The sequence below is a fragment of the Methanobacterium alkalithermotolerans genome (assembly GCF_018141185.1).
Lineage (GTDB): Archaea > Methanobacteriota > Methanobacteria > Methanobacteriales > Methanobacteriaceae > Methanobacterium_F > Methanobacterium_F alkalithermotolerans.
The window spans coordinates 54940-76324 of record NZ_CP058560.1 but is presented as its reverse complement, the minus strand read 5'-3'; the positions used below and the strand labels follow the sequence as shown (position 1 = coordinate 76324).

Genomic DNA, 21385 nt, shown 5'->3' with positions numbered 1-21385 from the left:
TTATTTTAAGTAATAAATATATGCTTATTAAATCAGTTCATCTATAATCATGCGGGTGGTGCTAATATCCATCTGTCCCGGGGCAGTGGATTTATTACCAGAAGCAAAAGTAAAGGGTGAACCAAATAAAGGCCCAACCACCCGGGTGTATTTACCATAGGATCCCATGGCCAGTCCCAAAGTGGAAGGATACTCCTGAATAATCTTAAGCACCCTTAAAGTATCCTCCATATTGTGAGGCATAACCGCGAACTTGGCAATATCCCCCAGGCTCAGTTCTTCTTCCACAATCTTCCGTAGGGAAACGATAGACGGGGTTTTATTAAAGTCATGGAAAGATATAATGGATTTAGAGGCTGATTTTATCACCCTTTGGCGTAACTCCTCTTTAGTTTTAAGTTCTATATCCAGGTAATGGGCCTGGGAACTGGCGGCTAAGAGTAGTTCTATGCGTTCTTCTTCAGATCCCTTAAAAAATCCACCTTCTGATTCCACCCGGTTAGTGGCAATAACCGGTAGTTCCAGCTCCCCTAATATATCCTCCACCATTTTGGGGGTGGGATTATCCAGAGCATCTATCCGGAGTTCTAATAAATCTGCACCCATTTTTTGGTAGGATTTCCCCGATAAAACAGCTTTTTCCAGGGTTTTTTCAAATACAGGGACACATATCTGGACAACATTTTCCAAATTTATACACCTTCTTATAGTAGTAAATAATTTTAGTTATTAAGATTTAAGTTAAAAGTTAATATCAGTTAAATATTGATAATAAAAACAATGTATATAATGATGAATATATTAGTATATCCTTTAAACTAGTATATTAGTTTTTATCTAAACCAACCTTAAAAAATAATATTATATTTAGGCCTTAATCTGTTTTTAAAATATAACTTAAATTCTAGTATTGAATAAAAAAAAAGAAAAAGGGGATAAATTATTTGTTTTTTACCTTACCCGACGGGTGTTTATTACCACATAATTTGGTAGTACTTTTCTTTCAGCTTTAAAAGCCACAATACGAGCAAAACTATCCACCAGTGCCTGGAAACGAATGTTACCCAGTGAGCTCCAGGCGAAATTAGGTGCCACACCATTATTCCGGATGAACTTATTCACCCTGTAGGCCATATCCATATAACCAGCCTTGTAAAGGTTGCGGTTTACAATGGTTGAACCCACAGCTTTAGGTGCCGTTTTAACATCCAGGGCCTTAAATTCATTAGCCGAAGATATCAAACTGGCAGTGGATAACTCCAGAAATACGGGCATGGTCACATAATGCGTTGTACCGGCGGTATCCACCATACGCACCCAGTTAGGTAAAACACCACGACTGGTGATGAAATTCCTGACCCGAATAGCCGCATCCTGCACCATTAAACGGGTGAAAATACCAGTTTCCGGTGCATCTGCTACAAAGACCGCAGTAACAGACCTATCCCCATCCATAGTTATAGTCTGAGGATTAGTGTTTCCAGTCAGGTCTCCCGTCCAGTGGCTGAAGTTCCAACCAGGATTAGCAACAGCAGTCAATGTAACCACAGTACCAGCAGGATAAGAAGCCATATCTGGATTCTTATTAACAATACCCTGGCCGGTGACATTCACCACCAGGTTGTGTTCTGATCCGGTAACCTGCACCGTATGTGATAGTTCCTCCCCATCCAGCATTGCATTAACCGTAGCTAGTCCTGATTGAGTACCATTTAAAGTAGCAATGGCCACACCACCAGTGGTGGGTTTATCCACTTCTTGGCTACCCACTTCTCCTAAATCCGTCTTAAAAGTCACTAGAGTACCATCCGGCAGGTGACCATCAACTGGATTTAAAGGAGTAACCGTGGTACCATCAAAGGCCTGGTTGAAGTTAGCAGTTAGAGTAGAGGTTTCACCCTGTACAATACTGGTAGGATCAGCCTGGAAGGTCATGTATAACCATGGAGTGTAATCCACCACACCACTAATTAAAGTGGCAAAGTTGGGATTATTGGAACCCCACCAATTGTACTCAGCATTTACAGTACCGTATTGTGAGTCGAGGGAATGATAGATGGTTTTATGGGAATTGCCCACTATACGGTTGAAGTTCATGGTCACCATACTATCGTAGGTGTAGATTCCTCCACCATATACATTACTAGTAGCAGCGGCGGTGTTATGGTTGAAGTTGCTGTTGGTAATGGTTAATAAACCACTATAAGTGTATATTCCTCCACCATATACAAAGGTGTAAGAATATGCGGTGTTATTATTGATTTTACTCTTATCGATAGTAACTGCACCATAGTGGTTGTAAATGGCTCCTCCGCGTGCTCCGTTTCCATTATAGTCGGCTGCGGTGTTTCTTAAGATTTCAGTGCTATCCAGAATAACTTCCCGGTCGACGTTGAAGATTCCACCACCAAATTGTGCTGTGTTATCATTTATGGCTGAGTTTTGAATGTATAAAGTACCCTCATTTGATATTCCACCACCGTAAGTAGTAGCAGTGTTGTGGATTATGTTTGTATCGGTGAGAGTCAAAGTACCACTCCGGTGGTGTATTCCACCACCCTGAATAGATGCGATGTTACCAGTGATTGTTGAATTAGAGATACTGGTGGTTCCTGAATTCCAGATTCCAGCTCCAATAGCGGCATTATTCTCCTGAATAGTGGATCCGGTGATGGTTAGTGAACTCTGGTAATTGTAGATTCCACCACCATTTTTAGCCGTATTACCTTTGATAGTTGAATCATTAATGGCCATAGGGGCTTTATTGTAAATTCCACCACCATTAGAAGTAAAAGTACTGTAGAGAGCGTTATCATGGATGGTGCAACCATTTATGGTCACCATATTAAGATAACCATCACTACTAATCCCACCACCACTGGCAGATCCTCCGTTAACCCGGTTAGAACTTACACTTCCACCGGTGATGGTCATGGCGCCTCCTGAGTTGTAGATTCCACCACCTTCAGCCCAAAAACCATCCTGTCCAGTTACTGTGTTTTGGTTGATGTTACTATTGGTTAAGGTTAAACTACCACTATTAAGGTAGATTCCACCACCGTAAGCTGAGGTATTGCTGGCTTCGGCCAGGTTATTATGGATGGTACTGTTTTTAATTTCCAGGGTACCATAATAACTGTAGATACCTCCACCATAGGCGTCATAACCAGATGCTATATTGCCTTCCAGGTTGGTGTTATCCATAATCAAAGCACCCCTATTGTAAATACCACCACCATAAGCATCATCAGGATAGCTGCTCTGGGCTCTGTTACCATTTATATTACTGTTAATGATGGTAAGTGTATTTTCGTTGTAGATTCCACCACCCATAGCCTCATCAGAAGAACTGATAGCTTGATTGTACTGTATGGTGCTGTCTTCAATAGTCATAGTCCCCCAGTTATGGATTCCTCCACCATAAGTATAGTAACCGGTACCAGTGTTGTATTCAACAGTGCTACCTTTCAGGGTCAGGTTTCCAGAGTTGTGAATTCCTCCCCCGTAACTGGATCCATAAAAAGTATTAGGGTTGGCCTGATTATTTTTGATGGTACACTTATCAAGAGTCAAGTTTCCAGTGTTGAGGATTCCTCCCCCATAAGCATAGGAACCAGTGGCTCTACCATTTCGTATGGTAAATAGACTGATACTCACTGTAACACCAGTATCTATGGTAAGGGGTCGTTTAGTATTAGCCCCATCAAGGATGGTGTTTTCCTGGCTTTGACCCACCAGATTAACATTCTTATCAATAATTAATTGTTCCTGGTAGACCCCATCAGCCACATTAACCGTACCATCCACACTTACTGAAGTTATTCCTTTACCAATAGTTAGATAAGGGTATAGTTCACTTCCATCGTTATCATCACTACCTGTAGGGGAAACGTATTTCACACTATCAGGATCCACCGTAGCAGATACCGCACCAGCCAGGGTGATAGCTAATAATAGAACAATTAGAGTCATTATTAGTTGTTTTTTCACGTTTTTCACCTCCTTGTACAATCAATTATGTAAGATAAATATCTGAAAAATAAATGGTAAATGATTGCTAATTTCTAAAGGACGGCTTAAAAAAAAGCAAAAACTCCTTTGTGCAGTATAATAAATACTGAAACTGAACTTTACTGATGCGGGATTAAAGATCCCTGAAACTGATAGTAAAACACCTCAGTATTAGTAATAACACTAAATAAATCTACCTATTTGTTTGTAGCAAATATAACAATTACTTAAAATGTATTAAAAAGTGAAGATAAACTAAATATTACCTTAATCTAAAAAAGAAATTAATTAAAAATACCACACCTAACCCCAAAACTGATACTTATATCCAATTATTATATATAATTAATCTAAAAGGTGATCCCATGAAAGTAAGCTCCATTGGTGCAGATATATCTAATAATGACACAAGTTGTAGTAACTCTCTTATAAAGAACTTAGAAGATAACATCTCCCATTTAGTGGATTTGGGAGCTGATAAAGCTGCTTTAACCAATATAACTGGTGATGATGTGGTTATCAGTGCTTTTGTCCCGGATGAACTTTTAGAGACCATTAACCAGGCCATGGTGCAAATTTTAAGGGATAATGCCGAGGACCTGGGGGATGTAGAGGGGATATCCTCCACCCCGGAAGGTGCCGGGGAGGGCATATCTTATGCTGAAGCACGTATACGTCAGGACCGTTACCCTGATGCTATCATCATGGCCTTTGACACCTATGGAGGGGAAGACTTTGTGGGAGAGGTGGCCAACTCCGCCCGGCTGGCTGCCCAGGGCATGAGTGGGGTTACAGATGTATCTGCCCCGATCACCCCCGGGGTTAATCACATACCGGGAGTGGGTTATGTATCAGATAAAACTGATGATCCGGTGATTATTGCCACCATAGAAAATCTGGAGAGTGTGGGTAGTGTGGCCGGGGCCATGATGGGAGCTGCTCTGGGAAATAAAAATGTTTACCTGGTAAAAAGAGGAGCACCATCCCATGTGATACCAGGAAGTGTTATCACCTCAGTTACTGCCTATATGAATGGTAATATCATTGATCTGGCTGTTCCCTTTGAAGAAAGAACCCGTATTTTAAGGTTGTAGTGCCCTGATTTCATACCGAAATCAAGCTTATCCCTTTTATTATAGAAGCCTGTTGGCCATCCTAATCCTTAAATAAATAAGCGGCCCATATAGTAACTACTAAAAAAAAATATTTTTTATATTAACTCAAAAAATTAAGGAGTTTTATCAATGATAATCCTGGATAAAAATACCAAATGTTTAGTACAGGGAATTACCGGAAAGCAGGGAGCTTTCCATACCGAGCAAATGCTGGAATACGGTACCAATATCGTGGCGGGAGTAACTCCCGGTAAGGGAGGTCAAAAATTCGGACCGGTGACAGTTTATGATTCAGTAGAAGCAGTAAAAGAAGTCATGGATGTTAATACCTCCATAATATTTGTACCTGCTCCTTTTGCCAAGGATGCCGCTTTTGAAGCCATAAGTCAGTTGGATACCGTTATCATTATCACCGAACACATCCCGGTGCATGATTCGGTGCAGATTATGGAGTATGCCCAAAAAATGAATACCACCGTAGTGGGACCGAATACCCCGGGAGTTATCTCTCCGGGTGTGGGTAAGCTGGGTATTATGCCGGCCCATATCTTCCAGCCAGGGAATATTGGTATTGTATCCCGTAGTGGAACCCTCACCTATGAATTCGCCCACCAGATAAGCCGTTCTGGTAAGGGTCAAAGTAGTTGTGTGGGGATTGGAGGAGACCCGGTGGTGGGACTGGACTTTGCCACCGTACTGCAGAAATTTGAAGACGACCCGGACACCCGGGCCATGGTGATGATTGGGGAAATCGGAGGTAATGCCGAGGAAAAAGCCGCCCGGTACATAGAAAAAAATATTTCTAAACCCGTTATAGCCTACATCGCCGGTACCACTGCCCCACCAGGTAAAAGAATGGGACATGCTGGAGCTATAATTGAGGGAGACAGTGGAACCGCCGAGAGTAAAATCCAGGCCCTGGAAGAAGTAGGGGTTAAGGTGGTGGAGAAACCATCTGATATGGTAAATATCATAAAAGAATTCTAAAAAAATAATGAATAAACACCTGGTAAATCAAAAGTAAGGGCAAATATTATAAAAGAATTCTAGATTAAAAGTCCACTTAATCTAAAATAAGGGTAAAAACACCTTTTTTTAGAAAATTTGATTATAATAAACTAATTTCCAAAAATACACACCCCTAAGGTTTTAATCATGGTAGATAAAAACGAGATAATTAAAAAACTATCTTCAGGAGATATGAAGCTCCATGAGATAGAAAAATTCACCTCCAATGTAAAAGAGAGTGTGGATATTAGAAGGGAATATATAGAAACCATATCTGCAGGATCACTGGATAATGTGGCCCATTATTCTCTGGATATGGAAGAAGCAGTTAAAAAGAATATTGAAAATCCTGTAGGAACCATCCAGATCCCGGTGGGTGTGGCCGGTCCCCTGAAAGTACAGGGTGAATATGCGAAAGGAGATTTTTATGTTCCGCTGGCCACCTCTGAAGGGGCCCTGGTGGCCTCAGTTAACCGGGGATGCTCCCTCATAACCCAGGCAGGCGGTGTAACCACCCGCATCATCTCAGATAAAATGACCAGAGCCCCGGTAATTAAAGCCGAATCGGTGATAAAAGCATTGGAAATAAAAACCTGGATAGAAGATAATTTCCATATACTAAAAGAAACAGCAGAAAGCACCACCAGCCATGGAAAACTATTAAAAATTGATCCTATCCTGGTGGTGGGTTCTTACCTCTATCCCCGTTTTGTATACAGTACCGGAGATAGTATGGGGATGAATATGGTGACCATTGCCACAGAAAAAGCCCTGGATTTACTCCAAAAGAAAACCGGAGCCCATGTGGTGGCACTTAGTGGAAATGTCTGTGTGGATAAGAAACCCTCTGCTTTAAACATGGTAGAAGGCCGGGGTAAAACCATGATAGCAGAAATCGTAATACCTGCTGAAATGGTAAAACAAAAATTGAAAACCACCCCCCAGGCTGTTGTCGAGGTTAATGTTGCTAAAAACCTTGTAGGTTCTGCTATAGCAGGTAGTATGGGTTTTAATGCCCATTATGCTAATATGATCGGGGCCTTATTTTTAGCCACCGGCCAGGATGAGGCCCATGTGGTGGAGGGCAGTATGGGGATTACCACTGCTGAAGAGCAAAATGGTGATTTATATTTTGCAGTGACCCTTCCGGATGTGCCTCTGGCCACCTTTGGTGGGGGCACCCGGCTGGAAACCGCCCGGGAATGTCTGGAGATAATGGATGTTTATGGTGCCGGTAAAGTGCAGAAATTTGCAGAGATTGTAGCTGCCACAGTATTAGCCGGAGAGTTATCACTATTAGGGGCTCTTGCTTCAGGACATCTGGCCCGGGCACATAAAGACCTGGGAAGAGGTTAAATACCTCCACGTTCAGGGAGTATTAAATAAAATGAATCTAAAAGAATTTTTTGAAGAATTTTTCAATATGAGCCGTTATGTGGCTTTAGGGAGTCTGGATGGGATCCTGGCGGTGATGGGAGTTACCCTTACCGCCAGTGGTGTGGCTGGTTTAGGGGGAGCAGAAATACCAAACTACCTTATTGGTATAACTGGTCTTAGTGGAGGGATAGCCATAGCCATGTCCAATGCCTTTGGTTCTTTTATTGGGGAACGGGCCGAAGAAATGCGTTCCATGCGGGAACTGGAAAAGAAGATGATTATGGAAGAAGGAAAACTGGATGATACTCTCATCCATAAACAGGCCAAACGCCGTATCTACATGAGTATGTTCACCCATGGTTTTTCCAGTTTTATTGGATCATTTGTACCGGTAACCGCCTTTCTGGTGATTGCTGATCGAATCACCGCCACCATTGTCACCCTGATACTGTGTTTTATAGCTCTAATCATCCTGGGTATCTACCTGGGACGGGTATCCCGGGAAAGCCTCTTTAAAACCAGTATTGAAATAGTGGTAATTGGAATATTCATTATGGTGGTTAGTTTTGTTATGGGTGGAGGATAACTAATCTTTAGAATATCCCCCCAATTATTATTTTTTTTCATAACTACCGCATAATAATTCTTAATTCAGGTTGAGTGGGAAAATATATTACCTCTTGTTAAAATAATATTATAGGGGTGTATAGTTATGCGATCCATATGGTCTGGATATCTAACTTTTGGAAGTATTTTAATTCCCATACGTACTTATTCTGCCAGCGGGCCCCTGCACATTGGTTTTCATCAGGTGCATAAAATAGACTGTGGTCGGGTGCGGTATAAAAAGGTCTGTGAAAAGGATGGGAAGGAATTAAAAAGAGATGAAATATCTAAAGCTTTTTTTATTGCCGGTGAATGTTTAAAGTTCTCTGATGAGGAAATAGAATCCCTCCGACCATTTGCCAATAAAATAATGGAAATACAGGGATTTTGTAAAATGGAAGAAATACCTCTTCTGGGCCTGGGAAAACCCTATTACATTGGTACCCAGTCACCTCAAAAAGGAGGAGTGGGACAAAGTTTTCTTTTACTTAAAAAAGCTCTGGAAAAAACAGAAAAAGTGGCGGTGGTTAAGTGGGTTTCCCGGAGCAATGAATATATTGGAATGTTAAAACCAGAAGAAAATGGCTTTCTCTTAAAACAGCTCCTCTATAAAGAACAGGTACGATCCTCACAAGAAATAGAAATAATAGAAGCAGACCTCCCCAAAGATCTCCTGGAAAAAGGAGTGCAGGTGGTAGAGAAGATGAGTTTTGATTTTGATTGGGGTAGTTACCAGGAGGAATACACTTCCCAGGTAAAAGAACTGATAGAAAAAAAGGCCAGGGGTGAAGAAATACCCCGAGAAGAAATCAAATTACCGGAAACTCGTTCCATTGAAGCGGAGCTGGAAAGAATGCTCCTTGAAGAGTAAATAATAATTTCAGGAGATATTTTCTATGATTGAACCCATGCTGGCTACTTTAGTTAAAGAAAAGCTCCAATTGGAGGGTAAATGGGTTATTGAACCTAAATATGATGGAGAGCGAATAATTGCCCAGCGAAATAAAGATAAGATTGATCTCTGGACCCGTAGACATGTTAATGCTGCATATAAGTTTCCAGAGATTGTAGAAGCTTTAAGAAGAAATATTAACAGTGATAATTGGATCCTGGATGGGGAGCTTACGGTGGAGGGTGGGTTTAGACAATTATTAAAGCGTAATGTGGAGGATAAATTTAAAATAGGTATTTTATCCTGGAAGATGCCCGCCACCTATAACCTGTTTGATATTTTACACCTGGATGGGGAAGATTTAACCAATAAAACATTGCTGGAACGAAAAGGCATTTTATTAAAAGCGGTTTATTTTAAGGAGGGTATTGATATTGTTCCCTTTCAGGAGGCCGGGGATAGTAACTGGAAAAATCGTTTTAAGGAATACCTGGATGAGGGCTTTGAAGGCGTGGTTCTTAAAAAAGCACATTCGACCTATGAAGCTGGTAAAAGATCAGATAAATGGTTAAAAGTTAAAAAACAGGACACGGTAGATGTATATGTGGTGGGTGCTACCCGTAGCACAGGTAGTATTCCTTTTGGTGCTTTAATCCTTAAAAAAGATGGGAAATTTTTGGGTAAGGTAGGTACCGGTTTTAGTGATAGGGATCGTGAAATCATACTCCATATACTTAAAAAAAATCAGGCCCCTCTGGATATTGAGCTACCTCCTGAGGTGGAATCTGAATTATTAATTAGTACCCGCCCCCTTTTAGCTGAAATACGAGTCCAGGAAATGATAAATGGATCTCCCCGGGCTCCGGTATGGGTGCGTTTCCGCTGGGATTAAAATAATTCAATTTAAGTTTAAAAAACCCTAAAATAAGTTTTTTATAAACAATTAAAGATTTTAAAAATACCATAAAATAAGTTTTTTTTATAGATTTAAAAATCATTAAGAATCCCATACACCTTTTCCACATTATCCTTATGAATACTAAAAGCATCCTCATTAGTCATTATCCCTTTTTTAATAAATTCAAAGGTCCGGCGGGGTACTGTTTTCGGGCCTAAAACCGCCCCCGGACGGGTAACATCATCCAGGTAATCAGTTTCCATTAAAAAATTATTTCCCTTTTTTATACCCTCACTCACCACCTCCCGGGTGGCAATTAGAGAGGGGGTGAGTCCATGGTTTTCTTCCCGGGAAGTATAGGGCCCGGAGAAGTGTTTAATCAGTTTATGTCTTTTAAGACCGGCTTTATCCGCCATCTGACTGAATTCATTAAATTGTGGTTCCTGGGAAGATTCGGTATGTAGTTGCACCGGGCAATCTACCTCTTTAGCCAGTTGCATAACCTGCACCATGATCTGGTTGTGGATCTCCCATTCTTCCCCGGAGACTTCATAGTGGGGTCGGCCTATTTCCCCCAGGGCCACTGCTTCTTCTTCCTGGACTTTTTTCTGGGCATATTCCATACCTTCTATTATGAGTGTTTCTGCTTCTTGCGGTGATTTACCCGATTCTAAAAGTCGGGATAGTTCTGCCGGATGGAGTCCTAACACGGCATAGGCCTTAACTGGTGTGTTCTGGTTAATTATATCCACATATTCTAAGACCAGGTCCATGGCATGTTCATAATTAAATGGTTTACCACAACTCCAGGAGGGTTTATTAGGGATGATCATCACCCTTCCTCCTGAGGCATGGAATTTCTGGGCTACTTTTAAGGGTCCTTCCCCATTTACAGGGTCCACATGAATATGGTTATCAGTGATAGGGATTTCTTCCATGGTAAACAATTCCTTAAATCCATTGCATTTATTAAATTAATTTAAAAAAAAAGTTAATAGGCTCTTTTATCTGGTTTATCCGTATTGCAAGAGCTTACCGGGGAGAGGGATTTATCTTCAGTTGATTTATCAGAGTTATATCCCATTTTTTCCAGTACGGCTTTAGGGTCAACCTTAGTTTTTATACACCCGTCCCGGGATAGGACCACTCCCTGGGGTGAGAACCGGGCCAGTTTCATCATGGACAGGTTAAGGTCCTGGTAACAGGCCACCCCCAGCACTGCTTTGAAATTATTTTTTTCAGCGATTTTCTGAAGAAAAGTGGATCCCGGGATGATAAATACTTTGTATCCCATCTCTTCTCCTTTTTCTTTTAATACCCCTATAACACATTTTTTGCAGTGGTTGCATATTAGTCCTGATGATTCTAAGGTGGCTTCACAATCCAGGCTCCTTAAACAATGGGGCAGTATCAGTAGTTTATCCTGGGGTTTGATTTTTTCAAATTGTTTTTGATTGACTTTATTTCTGACTTCCACTCCAATATGATCCACTATTTTCTCATCTAATCCTATTATTTCCGAGAATTTCTTGAAAGGGCCATAGAAGAGGTCTATGGTGAATAAAAGAAGTCGGGGAAAAATGAGTTTATCCTGTTTTAATAATATCTTACCTAAAATAAGGGTAATTAAAAGCAGGACAATTAAAGAAGCCCCTGCTAAGAATACCATCTGTCCAAATAGTTGATAAAATTCACTAAGTAACATGCCATTGTACCTGTAATAATTTTGTGCTTTAATAACAAAATTTAATATAATAAGCTTAACTTAAATTAATATCTTCATAATTAAAATATATAACAATCAGTATGAAAAATAGAACATTTTTAATAATATTATAAAGCTATTATCTCTCTTTTTTTATATAAAGTTGACTAAGAAAATTATTTTTCTTTTCTAAAATTATCCATGGCCTGGAATACTGCTTCTTTTACATGGGGGTTTTCATCCAGAAGAAAGGGTGTTATATCATCTAAGGATTCCTCTCCATATAAAAGGGATAATGATTCTACTGCCGCATATCTAACTGTCCAGTTCTTATCATGGAGCAGATTTACAATATTTTCTTTAATTCTATCTTCAGGTATGGTATTTTCATCCTGGGATCCCAGTGTACCTATAGATTGCAGGGCCACCGCCCTCACACTGGGGTATTCATCCTTCAGGGCTTTTTCTAAATATTTAATGCAGGCAGTGGTACCTACCTGGCCCATGGCCCGGACTGCTTCTTTTTTTAAAAATTCATCACTTTGTTGTAGTACCTTTACCAGGCCGTTTAAGTCTTTATCCAGCTTCATCTGGTCAATTTGGGTGCTACTATATGTTTCCATAGTATCTCTAACCCTTAAATCTTTTCCATTTTAACCAGGAGGTTGCCTTCTATTTCCACACCCTGAGGGGTGGATTTAATCTGCACTCCAGATAGTGATTCACAGGAGCATAATATGTCCTGTTCCGGGTGGGTTCCAGGTATGATATTGCAGTCCAGTCTCACCTGACTACCTACCGCCACCACCATTTTCAGGCGCTGGGATGTGGGATGATTTTCCCCCAGAACTATAATAGGGGAGGCCATTTCACGCAATAGATAACTCATGCATTTAATACCTTTTTCCACTTCTATTCCTTTTCCAAAAGCAGAGATTACAAATAAATCATCTTCCTCTAGAAACATCACCACTTCGTCCTCATCAGGGGTACCAATAAATAAAGTCTGGTTTTGAAGTGATTTCACCACCCCCACCGTACCGGTATCACCTATTAAAAATAATATTTGTGAAGGGTCTACTCTGAGCACTCCACGTTCTCTGATTGACAGGAGGGACATATGATTCGTTTTCCAAGTCCTTTAAATTCATTGCCACAATCTAAACATTTACATCGTTTAGTTTTCAGTTTTTTCATCTTGATGTCCGCCATGGGACCGCCCACTGTACACATATTATCACCAGTGGAGGCTATGTTTTTGTTCTTATTTATTTTTTTTTATAATAAATTACCATTTTTATGAACTAAAATACCCTTAAAATCAAATTATCATAAATAGGAGCCAGAATAATACCAGGTTGAGTATCATACCCAAGATATTTATTAAATAAAAAAATAATATAATTAATAACATAATTTATCATGATTTATTTTTCTCATATTAAAGGAATATTATCCTTATTTAAAGTGATTATACCGCTAAATCAAATTTTATGGATTAAAAAAAAGGTATTTATAAGTTTAATCAAATTCAAATAATAATAATCCCTTAAAATATAGAAAAGTCGGATTTATTAAGGGTAAGTATAATAAAAAATTAATTAAAACTAAAAGTAAGGGTAATCACATTGCAAAAAAAATTGGTGAGACACTTGAAAAACCTGATTTTCCCCTTTACAGCCATTGTTGGACAAGAGGATATAAAAAAAGCACTTATATTAAATGCTATAAACCCGGGTATTGGTGGAGTATTGATTAAAGGTGACCGTGGTACTGGTAAAACCACCGCGGTCCGGGCTCTGGCTGATCTATTGCCTTCCCTGGAGGTGGTGAAAGGATGTCCCTTCAATTGCAACCCCCATGACCGGGACTCTTTGTGTGAGTTCTGTCAAACCCCGGATATGGAAATTGAAGAAAAGAAGATGAGAGTGGTGGAACTGCCTCTGGGCTCAACTGAAGACCGGGTGGTAGGTTCCCTGGATATTAAAAAAGCTTTAAAAGAAGGTATTAAAGCACTTGAACCGGGTATCCTGGCTGAGGCCAACCGGAACATCTTATATGTTGATGAAATCAACCTCCTGGATGATCACCTGGTGGATGTGCTTTTAGATGCTGCAGCCTATGGCATAAATAATGTGGAAAGGGAAGGAATATCCATATCCCACCCCTCTAAATTCATACTGGTAGGGACCATGAACCCTGCTGAAGGTGACCTGAGGCCCCAGTTATCAGACCGGATTGGATTACACCTGACGGTGCATAGTATCCTGGATATAAAAGACAGGATAAGCATTATGCACCGGAGGGAGCAGTTTGAAAAGGATCCAGAAGGCTTTAAAAAATCATTTGAAAACACCCAAAAGGAATTGCAGGATAAGATAATTAAGGCCCGGGCATTGTTACCCCAGGTAACCATCTCCACAGAACTCATGGAGTTGATTGCCCGGGTATGTGTGGAAGCCGGGGTGGATGGCCACCGGTCAGATATTGCCATATTAAAAACCTCCAAGGCCATAGCCAGTTATAACCAGCAAAAAGAGGTAAAATATAAGGATGTGGAAGAGGCCATAACCCTGGTTTTAGGTGAAAGAAGTACTGGGAAACCTCAAAACCCCCAGCAACTAAAAAATCAACTAAATAAAGCCCAAGAGGATATGGAAAAAGAAAAAAAAGAGGAGGAATCCCAGAATCAGGAAAATTCCTCTTCTAATGGTGATTCATCTAAAGAAGAAGAAAAAAATCAGGGTGAAGATTCTGCAGGTGAAGAACAAAGCCAGGACGATGATGATAATACCCCGGAGGAAGAATCTCCAGGTGGTGCATCCAATTCTCCTGAGGAAAATGAAAGTAATGATTCTAAGGAAGATAGTTCTTCTCCTCATAGCGGTAAAGAAGAAGAAACTAATGATAGTAATAAATCATCTTCAGCAGGTAACAGGGGCCCTGAAAAGGAGAAACCTTTTGTACCTAATCCCCAGGAAGAACCATTGGAAGGGTCTTGTGAGGAGTTTGATATAAAAAAAATGCTGAAAATGAAGGGTAAAAAGAAAAAACGTCTATATGGTGCCCGGGTGGATTCTAAAACAGATAAGGGGAAGTATGTTAAAAGCCGTTTATATTCTCCTTCCCGGGGAGATATTGCCATTGATGCCACCCTTCGTGCTGCGGCCTTAAAGTCCCAGGGTGAAATAAAAGTAGAATCCGGGGATTTAAGGGAGAAGATTAGAAAGCATGGTGCCCGGGCCTCTATTGCCCTGGTGGTGGATATCAGTGGATCCATGCATTCTGATAAAAAAGCCCGGCGGGTGCGGGGAATAATAAGTGAAATTATTAAAGATGCCCACCGCCATAAGGACAAGTTAACGGTTATTGGTTTTAAAGGAAAGGAAGCCCAGGTAATCATACCCACCACCAGAAGGGTTTCTTCCTTCCAGGAAGTGGTGGGGGATATTCAGGTAGGGGGAACCACTCCCATGGCCGCCGGTATAAAAAAGGGAGTGGAAGTACTTAAAAATGAAATGAAAAAAGAAGAATATGTACCTTTAATGGTGCTTTTAACCGATGGTATGCCCAATGTGGGTATTGACCAGAACCCGGCTAAAGACGCCCTTAAATATGCCCATATGATAGAAGAAAATCATATAAATGCCCTGGTGGTCAACTTCGAGAGATCTAAAGCACATGGCCGTAACATGAATATGGAACTGGCCCTGGCCTCAGGTGGTCGTTACTATGAACTGGAGGACTTACAAAATCCAGGTAATGCCATGTGTCAAATAATGAAATATGAGAGAAGTCATTTTTAGATAAAAAATCTCCAAAACCACTACCCCCTAAAAAAATTAAAAAAGAAATATGTTTACCCCTGGTGGAAAAAGTATATTAAGCTATTCCTACTAAAGATTTTAAGAGATGGCTTAATTTTTAAGTTAATTGAATTTTTAGAAATGGTTAGTATGCTGTTTTTTAATTTAAATTAAATTATTGATTAGGAATATCTGAATTATTTACTGGTGAGGGAGATGAAGGTTACAGTTTACCATGCTGAAGAATGCGATCGCAAAAAGTGCACCACCTTTCGCATGGCCAAAAAGGGAAAGTTTAAAATAGTAAATCATCTTAACCAGTTACCATATGGTGCACTGGTTTTAAATCCCTTTTCTGAAAAATCTGTATCTCCTGAAGATAGGGATATGGTTATTAAAAGAGGGGTGGCTGCTTTAGATTGTTCCTGGAAAAAGGTCAAGAAGTCTGCTGTGATATTTAAAACATCAAAGTACCATCGGTCGCTGCCTTTTTTGATTGCAGCTAATCCTACCAATTATGGTAAACCATGTATACTTTCCACTGCAGAGGCTATTGCAGCAACATTTTATATAGTGGGATTGAAAGATATAGCAGAAGATATTATGTCCCATTTTAAGTGGGGACCTCATTTTCTAATCCTCAATAGAGAAATATTAGAAGCTTATTCCCAGGCTGATAGTAGTCTGGAAGTTGTTAAAATTCAAAACGAATTCATAGGAGGAACATAAATGGCTAGATTTGAAGAAGCAGAAAATAGATTATTCAAGATCAAGATTTGCTTAAAATGTAATGCTCGTAACCCTACCAATGCTAAAGTATGCCGGAAGTGCGGATACAAGGGTTTGAGATTTAAAGCTAAAGAACCAAGGGGTTAAATAAAGTCTTTTAATTCCCTTTATTTTCTTATTTACACAGATTATATTAATTTTTTTTAAGGGTGGAATATGAAAGTCGAAGCTTATTTTAAAGATATTTTAAAAGATCGTAAAGTTCACCTTACCTTGCTGGACCCGGAAGAGCAAAGCCCACAAGAAGCAGTGGAGATTGCCCAGGCAGCTATTGCTGGGGGAACAGATGGTATCATGTTAGGTGGATCCACCAATGATGGTAGTGAACTGGATGCCACAGCACAAGCCCTCCAGGAAAATATCGATGTTCCCATAGTACTGTTCCCGGGAAATATTACGGGAGTGAGTAAATACGCTGATGCCATATTTTTTATGAGTTTACTTAATTCCACCAATCCTTACTGGATAATAGGAGCTCAGGCCCTGGGAGCACCCAGTGTTAAAAAAATAGGTATTGAAGCCATCCCCATGGGATACATTGTGGTGGAACCAGGCGGAACTGTGGGCTGGGTAGGGGATGCTAAATTAATCCCTCGAAAGAAACCTGATTTGGCTGCAGCCTATGCCATGGCTGCTGAATTTATGGGTATGCGTATGTTCTATCTGGAAGCAGGATCCGGTGCCAGTCAGACCATTCCCCCGGAGATGATTGCTGCTTGTAAAAAATACACCAGCATGAGTATCGTGGTAGGAGGCGGGATTCAGGACGGTGCCACCGCCCATAAGATTGCTGCAGCAGGTGCTGATTTTGTAGTAACCGGTACTGTGGTGGAAAAATGCTCTGATGTGGAAGAAAAGATTAGAGAGATTGTGGAAGGTATTCACCAGGCTTAATAATCTTAAAATAAATCCTTATTTTTTTATATTATTTTTAAAAAAGCCCACCTTTAGACCGGATTAATAATATCCCGTATCATTTTTTTTAAATTGATTAAATATACTATTTTGGCAGGTTGATTAAAATATCTAATAACATTTAGGTCAACTTGATTAATATCCAGTATCACTTTGGTCAAATAGATTTAAATATCAAGTACCCTTTTGGTCAAATTGATTGATTATAATACATTTAATTCCCTATTATACCTGATTCAATTTTAAATGGAGTAGGTGGATAATGGATTATCTACAAAAAAAAAATAACCCCCACTATTGATAATCATATGATTTTTTATTTATCAGCAGGTATAAAATTATTAACCAGAATTAAGAATAGTTTATATTAATTATAAGGGGAATGCGGGGTAATTAATTGCTTAATGAAAAAGTAGCTAAAATTCTAAATAGCATTGCCGACTACCTGGAGATGGAGGATGATTTTTTCCGGGTTAAAGCCTACCGTCAGGCTGCCCACAGTGTAGAAGTACTAACCACGGATATTGAAACCATACACCAGGAAGGTGAACTTATAAAACTCCCCGGGATTGGCCAGCATATTGCCGGTAAAATAGAAGAGATAATTGAAAAAGGAACCGCTGATTTTTATGAAAAACTAAAAGAAAAATATCCAGTGAATTTTGAGGAACTGCGTGGGGTGGAGGGGTTGGGACCTAAAACCATCAAGTTGCTCTACCAGGAACTGGGAGTTAAAAACCTGGATGACCTGGAAAGGGAGGCTAAAAGGCATCATATCCGGCGGTTGAAGGGTATGGGTGATAAGAAAGAAAAGGCACTATTGGAAAATATAGAATTTGCCCGTAAATTCAAAAAGCGCAGTTTACTGGGTGAAGTTTTACCCCTGGCTCGGGAAGTTAAAAAGAAAATAGAAAAACTTTCCCTGGCAGATAGGGTGGAAGTGGCAGGTTCCATACGCCGTTATAAAGAAACCGTGGGGGATATTGATATTCTGGTTATAACCTCCCATCCCCAGGAGGTTATGGATTATTTTGTCTCCCTGGATTTGGTGGGGGAGATAATTGTACAGGGCCCGGCTAAATCCACTGTACGTCTGATGGGGGGTGTGGAATGCGATATCCGGGTTTTTGATGAGGAAGTTTTTGGGGCGGCCCTGATGTATTTTACCGGTTCCCAGGAGCTGAATGTGGAGATGCGAAAAATAGCCATATCCCGGGGTATGAAACTCAGTGAATATGGCCTATTTAAAAAAGAAGATCGGTTAGCAGGTAAAACTGAACGAGAAATATTCCAGGCCCTGAAAATGGATTACATTCCTCCTGAACTGCGGGAAAATCGGGGTGAAGTGGAAGCATCCCGGAGAGGTGATTTACCATCCCTAATTGAACTTAAAGATATAAGAGGGGATGTGCATTTACATAGCAAGTGGAGTGATGGTAAAACCGGCCTGGAGGAGATGGTGGAGGGGGCCCGCAAGCAGGGTTATGAGTATCTGGCCTTTACCGAACACACTGGATCTTTGAAAATTGCCAATGGACTGGATGAAGAGAAACTGATGCAGCAGGCCCGAGAAATAGACCATTTAAATGATGAATTAGATGATATTTCCATCCTGAAGGGTGCCGAGGTTAATATTGACCTGGATGGTGGGCTGGATATTAAAGATGAAGTCCTTCAGGAGATGGATGTGGTGATAGCAGCCATGCACTCAGGATTGAATCAGGGATATTTTGATTTAACCCGGCGGATAGTAAATGCCATGGAAAATGAAAATGTGGATATAATTGCCCATCCCACTGGTCGTAAGCTGCAAAAAAGAAAAGAATCTGAGGTTAATTTGAATCAGATTTTTGAGGTAGCCCAACAAACAGGCACCTTACTGGAGGTTAATTCCAATCCTCTACGACTGGATTTAAGGGATATGAATGTAAAAAGGGCTCTGGAGCATGGTTGTAAACTGGTGATAAATACGGATGCCCATAGCCCGGACCAATTAAATAACATACACCTGGGGGTGGGTACCGCCCGCCGGGGATGGGCCCAGAAAAAAGATGTAGTTAATACTCTACCCTTGAAGGGTTTTTTAAAGGCCCTGAAAAATTAAAATTATTTTTTACTCCCCATGGTCAAGAATTTTTTTAAAGGAGATAGCTGGTGATTAAAACCGGCCCCATGAGTAAACTCAAAAGTACCCATATCCACAGGCGACCCCGGGTAATATTATAGTTTTGCAGGGATCGGGAAAGGGGTTGTTTGGCCACGAGAGATGCAAAGAGGAATTCTACCCCCAGAGTAAGAATCATCCATATAAAACCAATATTCACCACATCACCCGGAGTGTAAGAGGCTGTGGTAAAGCGGAAGAAGACATAGATTAATATTAAGAATAATACAATAGATATTAAAGAAGTTATTTGATGAGCCCGCAATTCATTTTTCACTTTAGGAAATATTATACGGTTATTGAGAGTAGCAGTTAAGAGGGCCATGATGATTAGTACCACCCACCACCCCAGTGCCTGTAGATAAATCATATCCATTTTTTTAACACCTTAGATTAGTTTTTAATTAAAAGGGATATGATAAGTTCCAGTTTAAGTATCTTTCTGGTAAAATAAATTATCAGGTAATTAAAAATAAGTTCCGGTTTACATATTCCTGCTAAAAAATTATCTGGAAAATTTCCCATAATGATTATTTTAGTTAGAAAAAACATATCACCTAATATAAATTTTAGGGGAATAATAACATGAGTAATCCTAAATCCGAAAAATTATATGAAGCCATATTCCATCGTAAGTCCATCCGGAAGTACAAATCCACTTCCCTGGATGATGAAACCTTATCCCTGGTCAGGAATTTTTTAGAGGAATTAATACCACTGGATGAGGATATTAAAACCGAATTTATGCTTATTGGTCCAGATGATATTAAGAGTTTAATTCCCCTTAAAAAAGCCCCCCACTATATTGCTGCTTTTTCTGAAAATAAAAAAGGTTACAGGGTTAATATAGGATTTATGTTGCAGCAGATGGATTTATTTTTATCATCCCATAACATAGGGAGTTGTTGGGTGGGAATGGCTCAACCTAAAAAGAACATATTGGAAAAAAGTAATCTGGAAGAGGTTATTCTTCTCTCGCTGGGTGAGGCAGATGAAGCAGTGCATCGTCAGGATTTGGGTGAATTTAAAAGAAAAAAACTGGATGAAATCTCGGATATAGAGGGAGATAATGAATTTTTAGAGCCAGCTCGTCTGGCACCTTCTGCTACCAATAACCAGCCCTGGTATTTCACTGGAAATGAGAATAAAATAAAGGTATATTGTGCCCGTTCAAATTTCATAAAAGCCCGGGTACTGAAAAAATGGACCCCTATTGATATGGGTATTGCCCTCTATCACCTCTCTCTCCACTTTAGAGTTAAGGGAAAAAAGGTGGAAATCATCACTGATAATATTAAAAAAGAGGAAAAGAAAGGTTATACTCATATAGCCACTCTTATCATTAATTAAAATAATATACCTTATTTTAAGCTTTATTAATCATTTTCTTTTTTTAGAGAAATTCATAATAGAAAAAGTAAATAATCCCTTCATACAACTATTATTCATGTTAGGTGGTATTCATGGTAAGTAGTGATGAGATACGTAGAAAATTAGAAGAAAAAAGAAGAATGAAAGAAAACCCTGCAGTAAAGGAACCTGTTTTTGAATCCAAAAAGACTGATTTAGAATATGTTCCTGGTGAAACCCTGAAGCACTGCACTAACTGTGAAGTAGATTATGAAGATGATACTCATTTTTGTCCTGATTGTGGATCCCGGCTGGTGGAATATGAGGTTAAAACTGAAGCGGTGGAACAACCACCAGAGAATATTTCGGCTGAACCTATTTTAGAGTCTTACACATCAAAAACCCACCCCCGGGATATAACCATTGTAACCTCCAATTATGTTCCTGGTTACAGGGCAGTTAAAACCCTGGGCTTTGTATATGGCCTTACTGTGCGTAGCCGGGGTTTAGGAGGTCAGATTGGGGCTGGTTTTCGTTCGGTTTTTGGAGGGGAAATAAAAGAATATGTTCATCTTATGGAAAAAGCCCGTGAAGAGGCCCTGAATCGTATGCTGGACCATGCCCGGGAATTAGGTGCCAATGCCATTATCAGTGCCCGTTTTGATTCTGATGAGATTTCAGATATCATGCAGGAAATCCTGGCCTATGGTACTGCGGTAATTATAGAAAAGGAAGAAGAATAACTAAAA

Annotated in this window: 21 protein-coding genes; 13 read left to right on the top strand and 8 right to left on the bottom strand. The window is 40.0% G+C overall.

Annotation, left to right across the window (positions count from 1 at the left end; all coding sequences use genetic code 11):
• Positions 1-27 precede the first annotated feature (27 nt).
• Together aroD and HYG87_RS00405 are read right to left on the bottom strand one after the other, a co-directional pair.
• Positions 28-690: a type I 3-dehydroquinate dehydratase gene (aroD, locus tag HYG87_RS00410; protein ID WP_211533277.1), complete on the bottom strand. Its 663-nt coding sequence runs from the start codon at positions 688-690 to the stop codon at positions 28-30.
• Positions 691-951: 261 nt separating this feature from the next.
• Positions 952-3990, bottom strand: coding sequence for an InlB B-repeat-containing protein (locus HYG87_RS00405; protein WP_211533276.1), 3039 nt, complete (start codon positions 3988-3990; stop codon positions 952-954).
• Positions 3991-4376: 386 nt separating this feature from the next.
• On the opposite strand from HYG87_RS00405, the gene HYG87_RS00400 reads away from it, so the two are divergent.
• The 6 genes from HYG87_RS00400 (at position 4377) to HYG87_RS00375 (ending at position 9901) form a co-directional block, all read left to right on the top strand.
• Complete coding sequence (locus HYG87_RS00400) at positions 4377-5105, top strand: hypothetical protein (RefSeq protein ID WP_211533275.1); 729 nt, start codon at positions 4377-4379, stop codon at positions 5103-5105.
• A 150-nt stretch (positions 5106-5255) separates the two neighbouring features.
• Positions 5256-6113: a succinate--CoA ligase subunit alpha gene (sucD, locus tag HYG87_RS00395; RefSeq protein WP_211533274.1), complete on the top strand. Its 858-nt coding sequence runs from the start codon at positions 5256-5258 to the stop codon at positions 6111-6113.
• Positions 6114-6281: 168 nt separating this feature from the next.
• Complete coding sequence (hmgA, locus tag HYG87_RS00390; protein ID WP_211533273.1) at positions 6282-7490, top strand: hydroxymethylglutaryl-CoA reductase (NADPH); 1209 nt, start codon at positions 6282-6284, stop codon at positions 7488-7490.
• A 31-nt stretch (positions 7491-7521) separates the two neighbouring features.
• Positions 7522-8097 (top strand): TIGR00267 family protein, encoded by a 576-nt coding sequence (locus HYG87_RS00385; RefSeq protein WP_211533272.1) that lies wholly within the window; start codon positions 7522-7524, stop codon positions 8095-8097.
• 126 nt (positions 8098-8223) lie between these two features.
• The gene (gene ku / locus HYG87_RS00380) at positions 8224-8988 is read left to right on the top strand and encodes a non-homologous end joining protein Ku (RefSeq protein ID WP_211533271.1); all 765 of its coding nucleotides are present in this window, start codon (positions 8224-8226) and stop codon (positions 8986-8988) included.
• 25 nt (positions 8989-9013) lie between these two features.
• Entirely contained in the window at positions 9014-9901 is an 888-nt protein-coding gene (locus tag HYG87_RS00375) for an ATP-dependent DNA ligase (protein ID WP_211533270.1), read from the top strand.
• A gap of 95 nt (positions 9902-9996) precedes the next feature.
• On the opposite strand, the gene HYG87_RS00370 is transcribed toward HYG87_RS00375, so the two are convergent.
• The 5 genes from HYG87_RS00370 to HYG87_RS00350 all read right to left on the bottom strand — a co-directional run bounded on the left by HYG87_RS00370 (position 9997) and on the right by HYG87_RS00350 (position 12845).
• Positions 9997-10845 (bottom strand): TatD family hydrolase, encoded by an 849-nt coding sequence (locus tag HYG87_RS00370; protein ID WP_211533269.1) that lies wholly within the window; start codon positions 10843-10845, stop codon positions 9997-9999.
• 53 nt (positions 10846-10898) lie between these two features.
• The gene (locus tag HYG87_RS00365) at positions 10899-11612 is read right to left on the bottom strand and encodes a DUF116 domain-containing protein (protein WP_211533268.1); all 714 of its coding nucleotides are present in this window, start codon (positions 11610-11612) and stop codon (positions 10899-10901) included.
• Positions 11613-11788: 176 nt separating this feature from the next.
• Complete coding sequence (locus tag HYG87_RS00360) at positions 11789-12235, bottom strand: sister chromatid cohesion protein PDS5 (protein WP_211533267.1); 447 nt, start codon at positions 12233-12235, stop codon at positions 11789-11791.
• Positions 12236-12249: 14 nt separating this feature from the next.
• Positions 12250-12732 carry a hypothetical protein gene (locus tag HYG87_RS00355; protein ID WP_211533266.1) on the bottom strand — a complete coding sequence of 161 codons (483 nt, stop codon included), beginning with the start codon at positions 12730-12732 and terminating at the stop codon, positions 12250-12252.
• Positions 12690-12845, bottom strand: a complete 156-nt coding sequence (locus tag HYG87_RS00350) for a hypothetical protein (protein WP_211533265.1) — start codon at positions 12843-12845, stop codon at positions 12690-12692. The genes HYG87_RS00355 and HYG87_RS00350 overlap by 43 nt, the downstream gene beginning before the upstream one ends.
• Positions 12846-13255: 410 nt before the next feature.
• On the opposite strand from HYG87_RS00350, the gene HYG87_RS00345 reads away from it, so the two are divergent.
• From HYG87_RS00345 to polX, 5 genes are all read left to right on the top strand, one after another.
• On the top strand, positions 13256-15418 hold the full coding sequence (locus HYG87_RS00345; RefSeq protein WP_249164908.1) for a VWA domain-containing protein: 2163 nt from the start codon (positions 13256-13258) through the stop codon (positions 15416-15418).
• A 216-nt stretch (positions 15419-15634) separates the two neighbouring features.
• Entirely contained in the window at positions 15635-16147 is a 513-nt protein-coding gene (locus HYG87_RS00340) for a DUF367 family protein (protein ID WP_211533263.1), read from the top strand.
• Positions 16148-16294 carry a 50S ribosomal protein L40e gene (locus HYG87_RS00335; protein WP_211533262.1) on the top strand — a complete coding sequence of 49 codons (147 nt, stop codon included), beginning with the start codon at positions 16148-16150 and terminating at the stop codon, positions 16292-16294.
• Positions 16295-16363: 69 nt separating this feature from the next.
• A complete protein-coding gene (locus tag HYG87_RS00330; RefSeq protein WP_211533261.1) occupies positions 16364-17101 on the top strand; it encodes a geranylgeranylglyceryl/heptaprenylglyceryl phosphate synthase in 738 nt (245 codons plus the stop codon).
• Positions 17102-17519: 418 nt separating this feature from the next.
• Positions 17520-19226, top strand: coding sequence for a DNA polymerase/3'-5' exonuclease PolX (polX, locus tag HYG87_RS00325; RefSeq protein ID WP_211533260.1), 1707 nt, complete (start codon positions 17520-17522; stop codon positions 19224-19226).
• A 34-nt stretch (positions 19227-19260) separates the two neighbouring features.
• On the opposite strand, the gene HYG87_RS00320 is transcribed toward polX, so the two are convergent.
• The gene (locus HYG87_RS00320) at positions 19261-19662 is read right to left on the bottom strand and encodes a hypothetical protein (RefSeq protein ID WP_211533259.1); all 402 of its coding nucleotides are present in this window, start codon (positions 19660-19662) and stop codon (positions 19261-19263) included.
• Between the two features lie 209 nt (positions 19663-19871).
• Between HYG87_RS00320 and HYG87_RS00315 the strand changes: the two genes are divergently transcribed.
• A complete protein-coding gene (locus HYG87_RS00315; protein WP_211533258.1) occupies positions 19872-20636 on the top strand; it encodes a nitroreductase family protein in 765 nt (254 codons plus the stop codon).
• A 377-nt stretch (positions 20637-21013) separates the two neighbouring features.
• Positions 21014-21379 carry a YbjQ family protein gene (locus tag HYG87_RS00310; protein WP_394357456.1) on the top strand — a complete coding sequence of 122 codons (366 nt, stop codon included), beginning with the start codon at positions 21014-21016 and terminating at the stop codon, positions 21377-21379.
• Positions 21380-21385: the final 6 nt, after the last annotated feature.

Excerpts from the sequence above, each read along its gene's own strand:
- HYG87_RS00315 (WP_211533258.1), top strand. The coding sequence starts at position 19,872 with ATGAGTAATCCTAAATCCGAAAAATTATATGAAGCCATATTCCATCGT.
- HYG87_RS00330 (WP_211533261.1), top strand. The coding sequence starts at position 16,364 with ATGAAAGTCGAAGCTTATTTTAAAGATATTTTAAAAGATCGTAAAGTT.
- HYG87_RS00360 (WP_211533267.1), bottom strand. The coding sequence starts at position 12,235 with ATGGAAACATATAGTAGCACCCAAATTGACCAGATGAAGCTGGATAAA.
- HYG87_RS00365 (WP_211533268.1), bottom strand. The coding sequence starts at position 11,612 with ATGTTACTTAGTGAATTTTATCAACTATTTGGACAGATGGTATTCTTA.
- HYG87_RS00335 (WP_211533262.1), top strand. The coding sequence starts at position 16,148 with ATGGCTAGATTTGAAGAAGCAGAAAATAGATTATTCAAGATCAAGATT.
- ku (WP_211533271.1), top strand. The coding sequence starts at position 8,224 with ATGCGATCCATATGGTCTGGATATCTAACTTTTGGAAGTATTTTAATT.
- HYG87_RS00385 (WP_211533272.1), top strand. The coding sequence starts at position 7,522 with ATGAATCTAAAAGAATTTTTTGAAGAATTTTTCAATATGAGCCGTTAT.
- HYG87_RS00400 (WP_211533275.1), top strand. The coding sequence starts at position 4,377 with ATGAAAGTAAGCTCCATTGGTGCAGATATATCTAATAATGACACAAGT.
- HYG87_RS00375 (WP_211533270.1), top strand. The coding sequence starts at position 9,014 with ATGATTGAACCCATGCTGGCTACTTTAGTTAAAGAAAAGCTCCAATTG.
- HYG87_RS00320 (WP_211533259.1), bottom strand. The coding sequence starts at position 19,662 with ATGGATATGATTTATCTACAGGCACTGGGGTGGTGGGTGGTACTAATC.
- HYG87_RS00350 (WP_211533265.1), bottom strand. The coding sequence starts at position 12,845 with ATGTGTACAGTGGGCGGTCCCATGGCGGACATCAAGATGAAAAAACTG.
- hmgA (WP_211533273.1), top strand. The coding sequence starts at position 6,282 with ATGGTAGATAAAAACGAGATAATTAAAAAACTATCTTCAGGAGATATG.
- HYG87_RS00370 (WP_211533269.1), bottom strand. The coding sequence starts at position 10,845 with ATGGAAGAAATCCCTATCACTGATAACCATATTCATGTGGACCCTGTA.
- HYG87_RS00355 (WP_211533266.1), bottom strand. The coding sequence starts at position 12,732 with ATGTCCCTCCTGTCAATCAGAGAACGTGGAGTGCTCAGAGTAGACCCT.
- HYG87_RS00340 (WP_211533263.1), top strand. The coding sequence starts at position 15,635 with ATGAAGGTTACAGTTTACCATGCTGAAGAATGCGATCGCAAAAAGTGC.
- sucD (WP_211533274.1), top strand. The coding sequence starts at position 5,256 with ATGATAATCCTGGATAAAAATACCAAATGTTTAGTACAGGGAATTACC.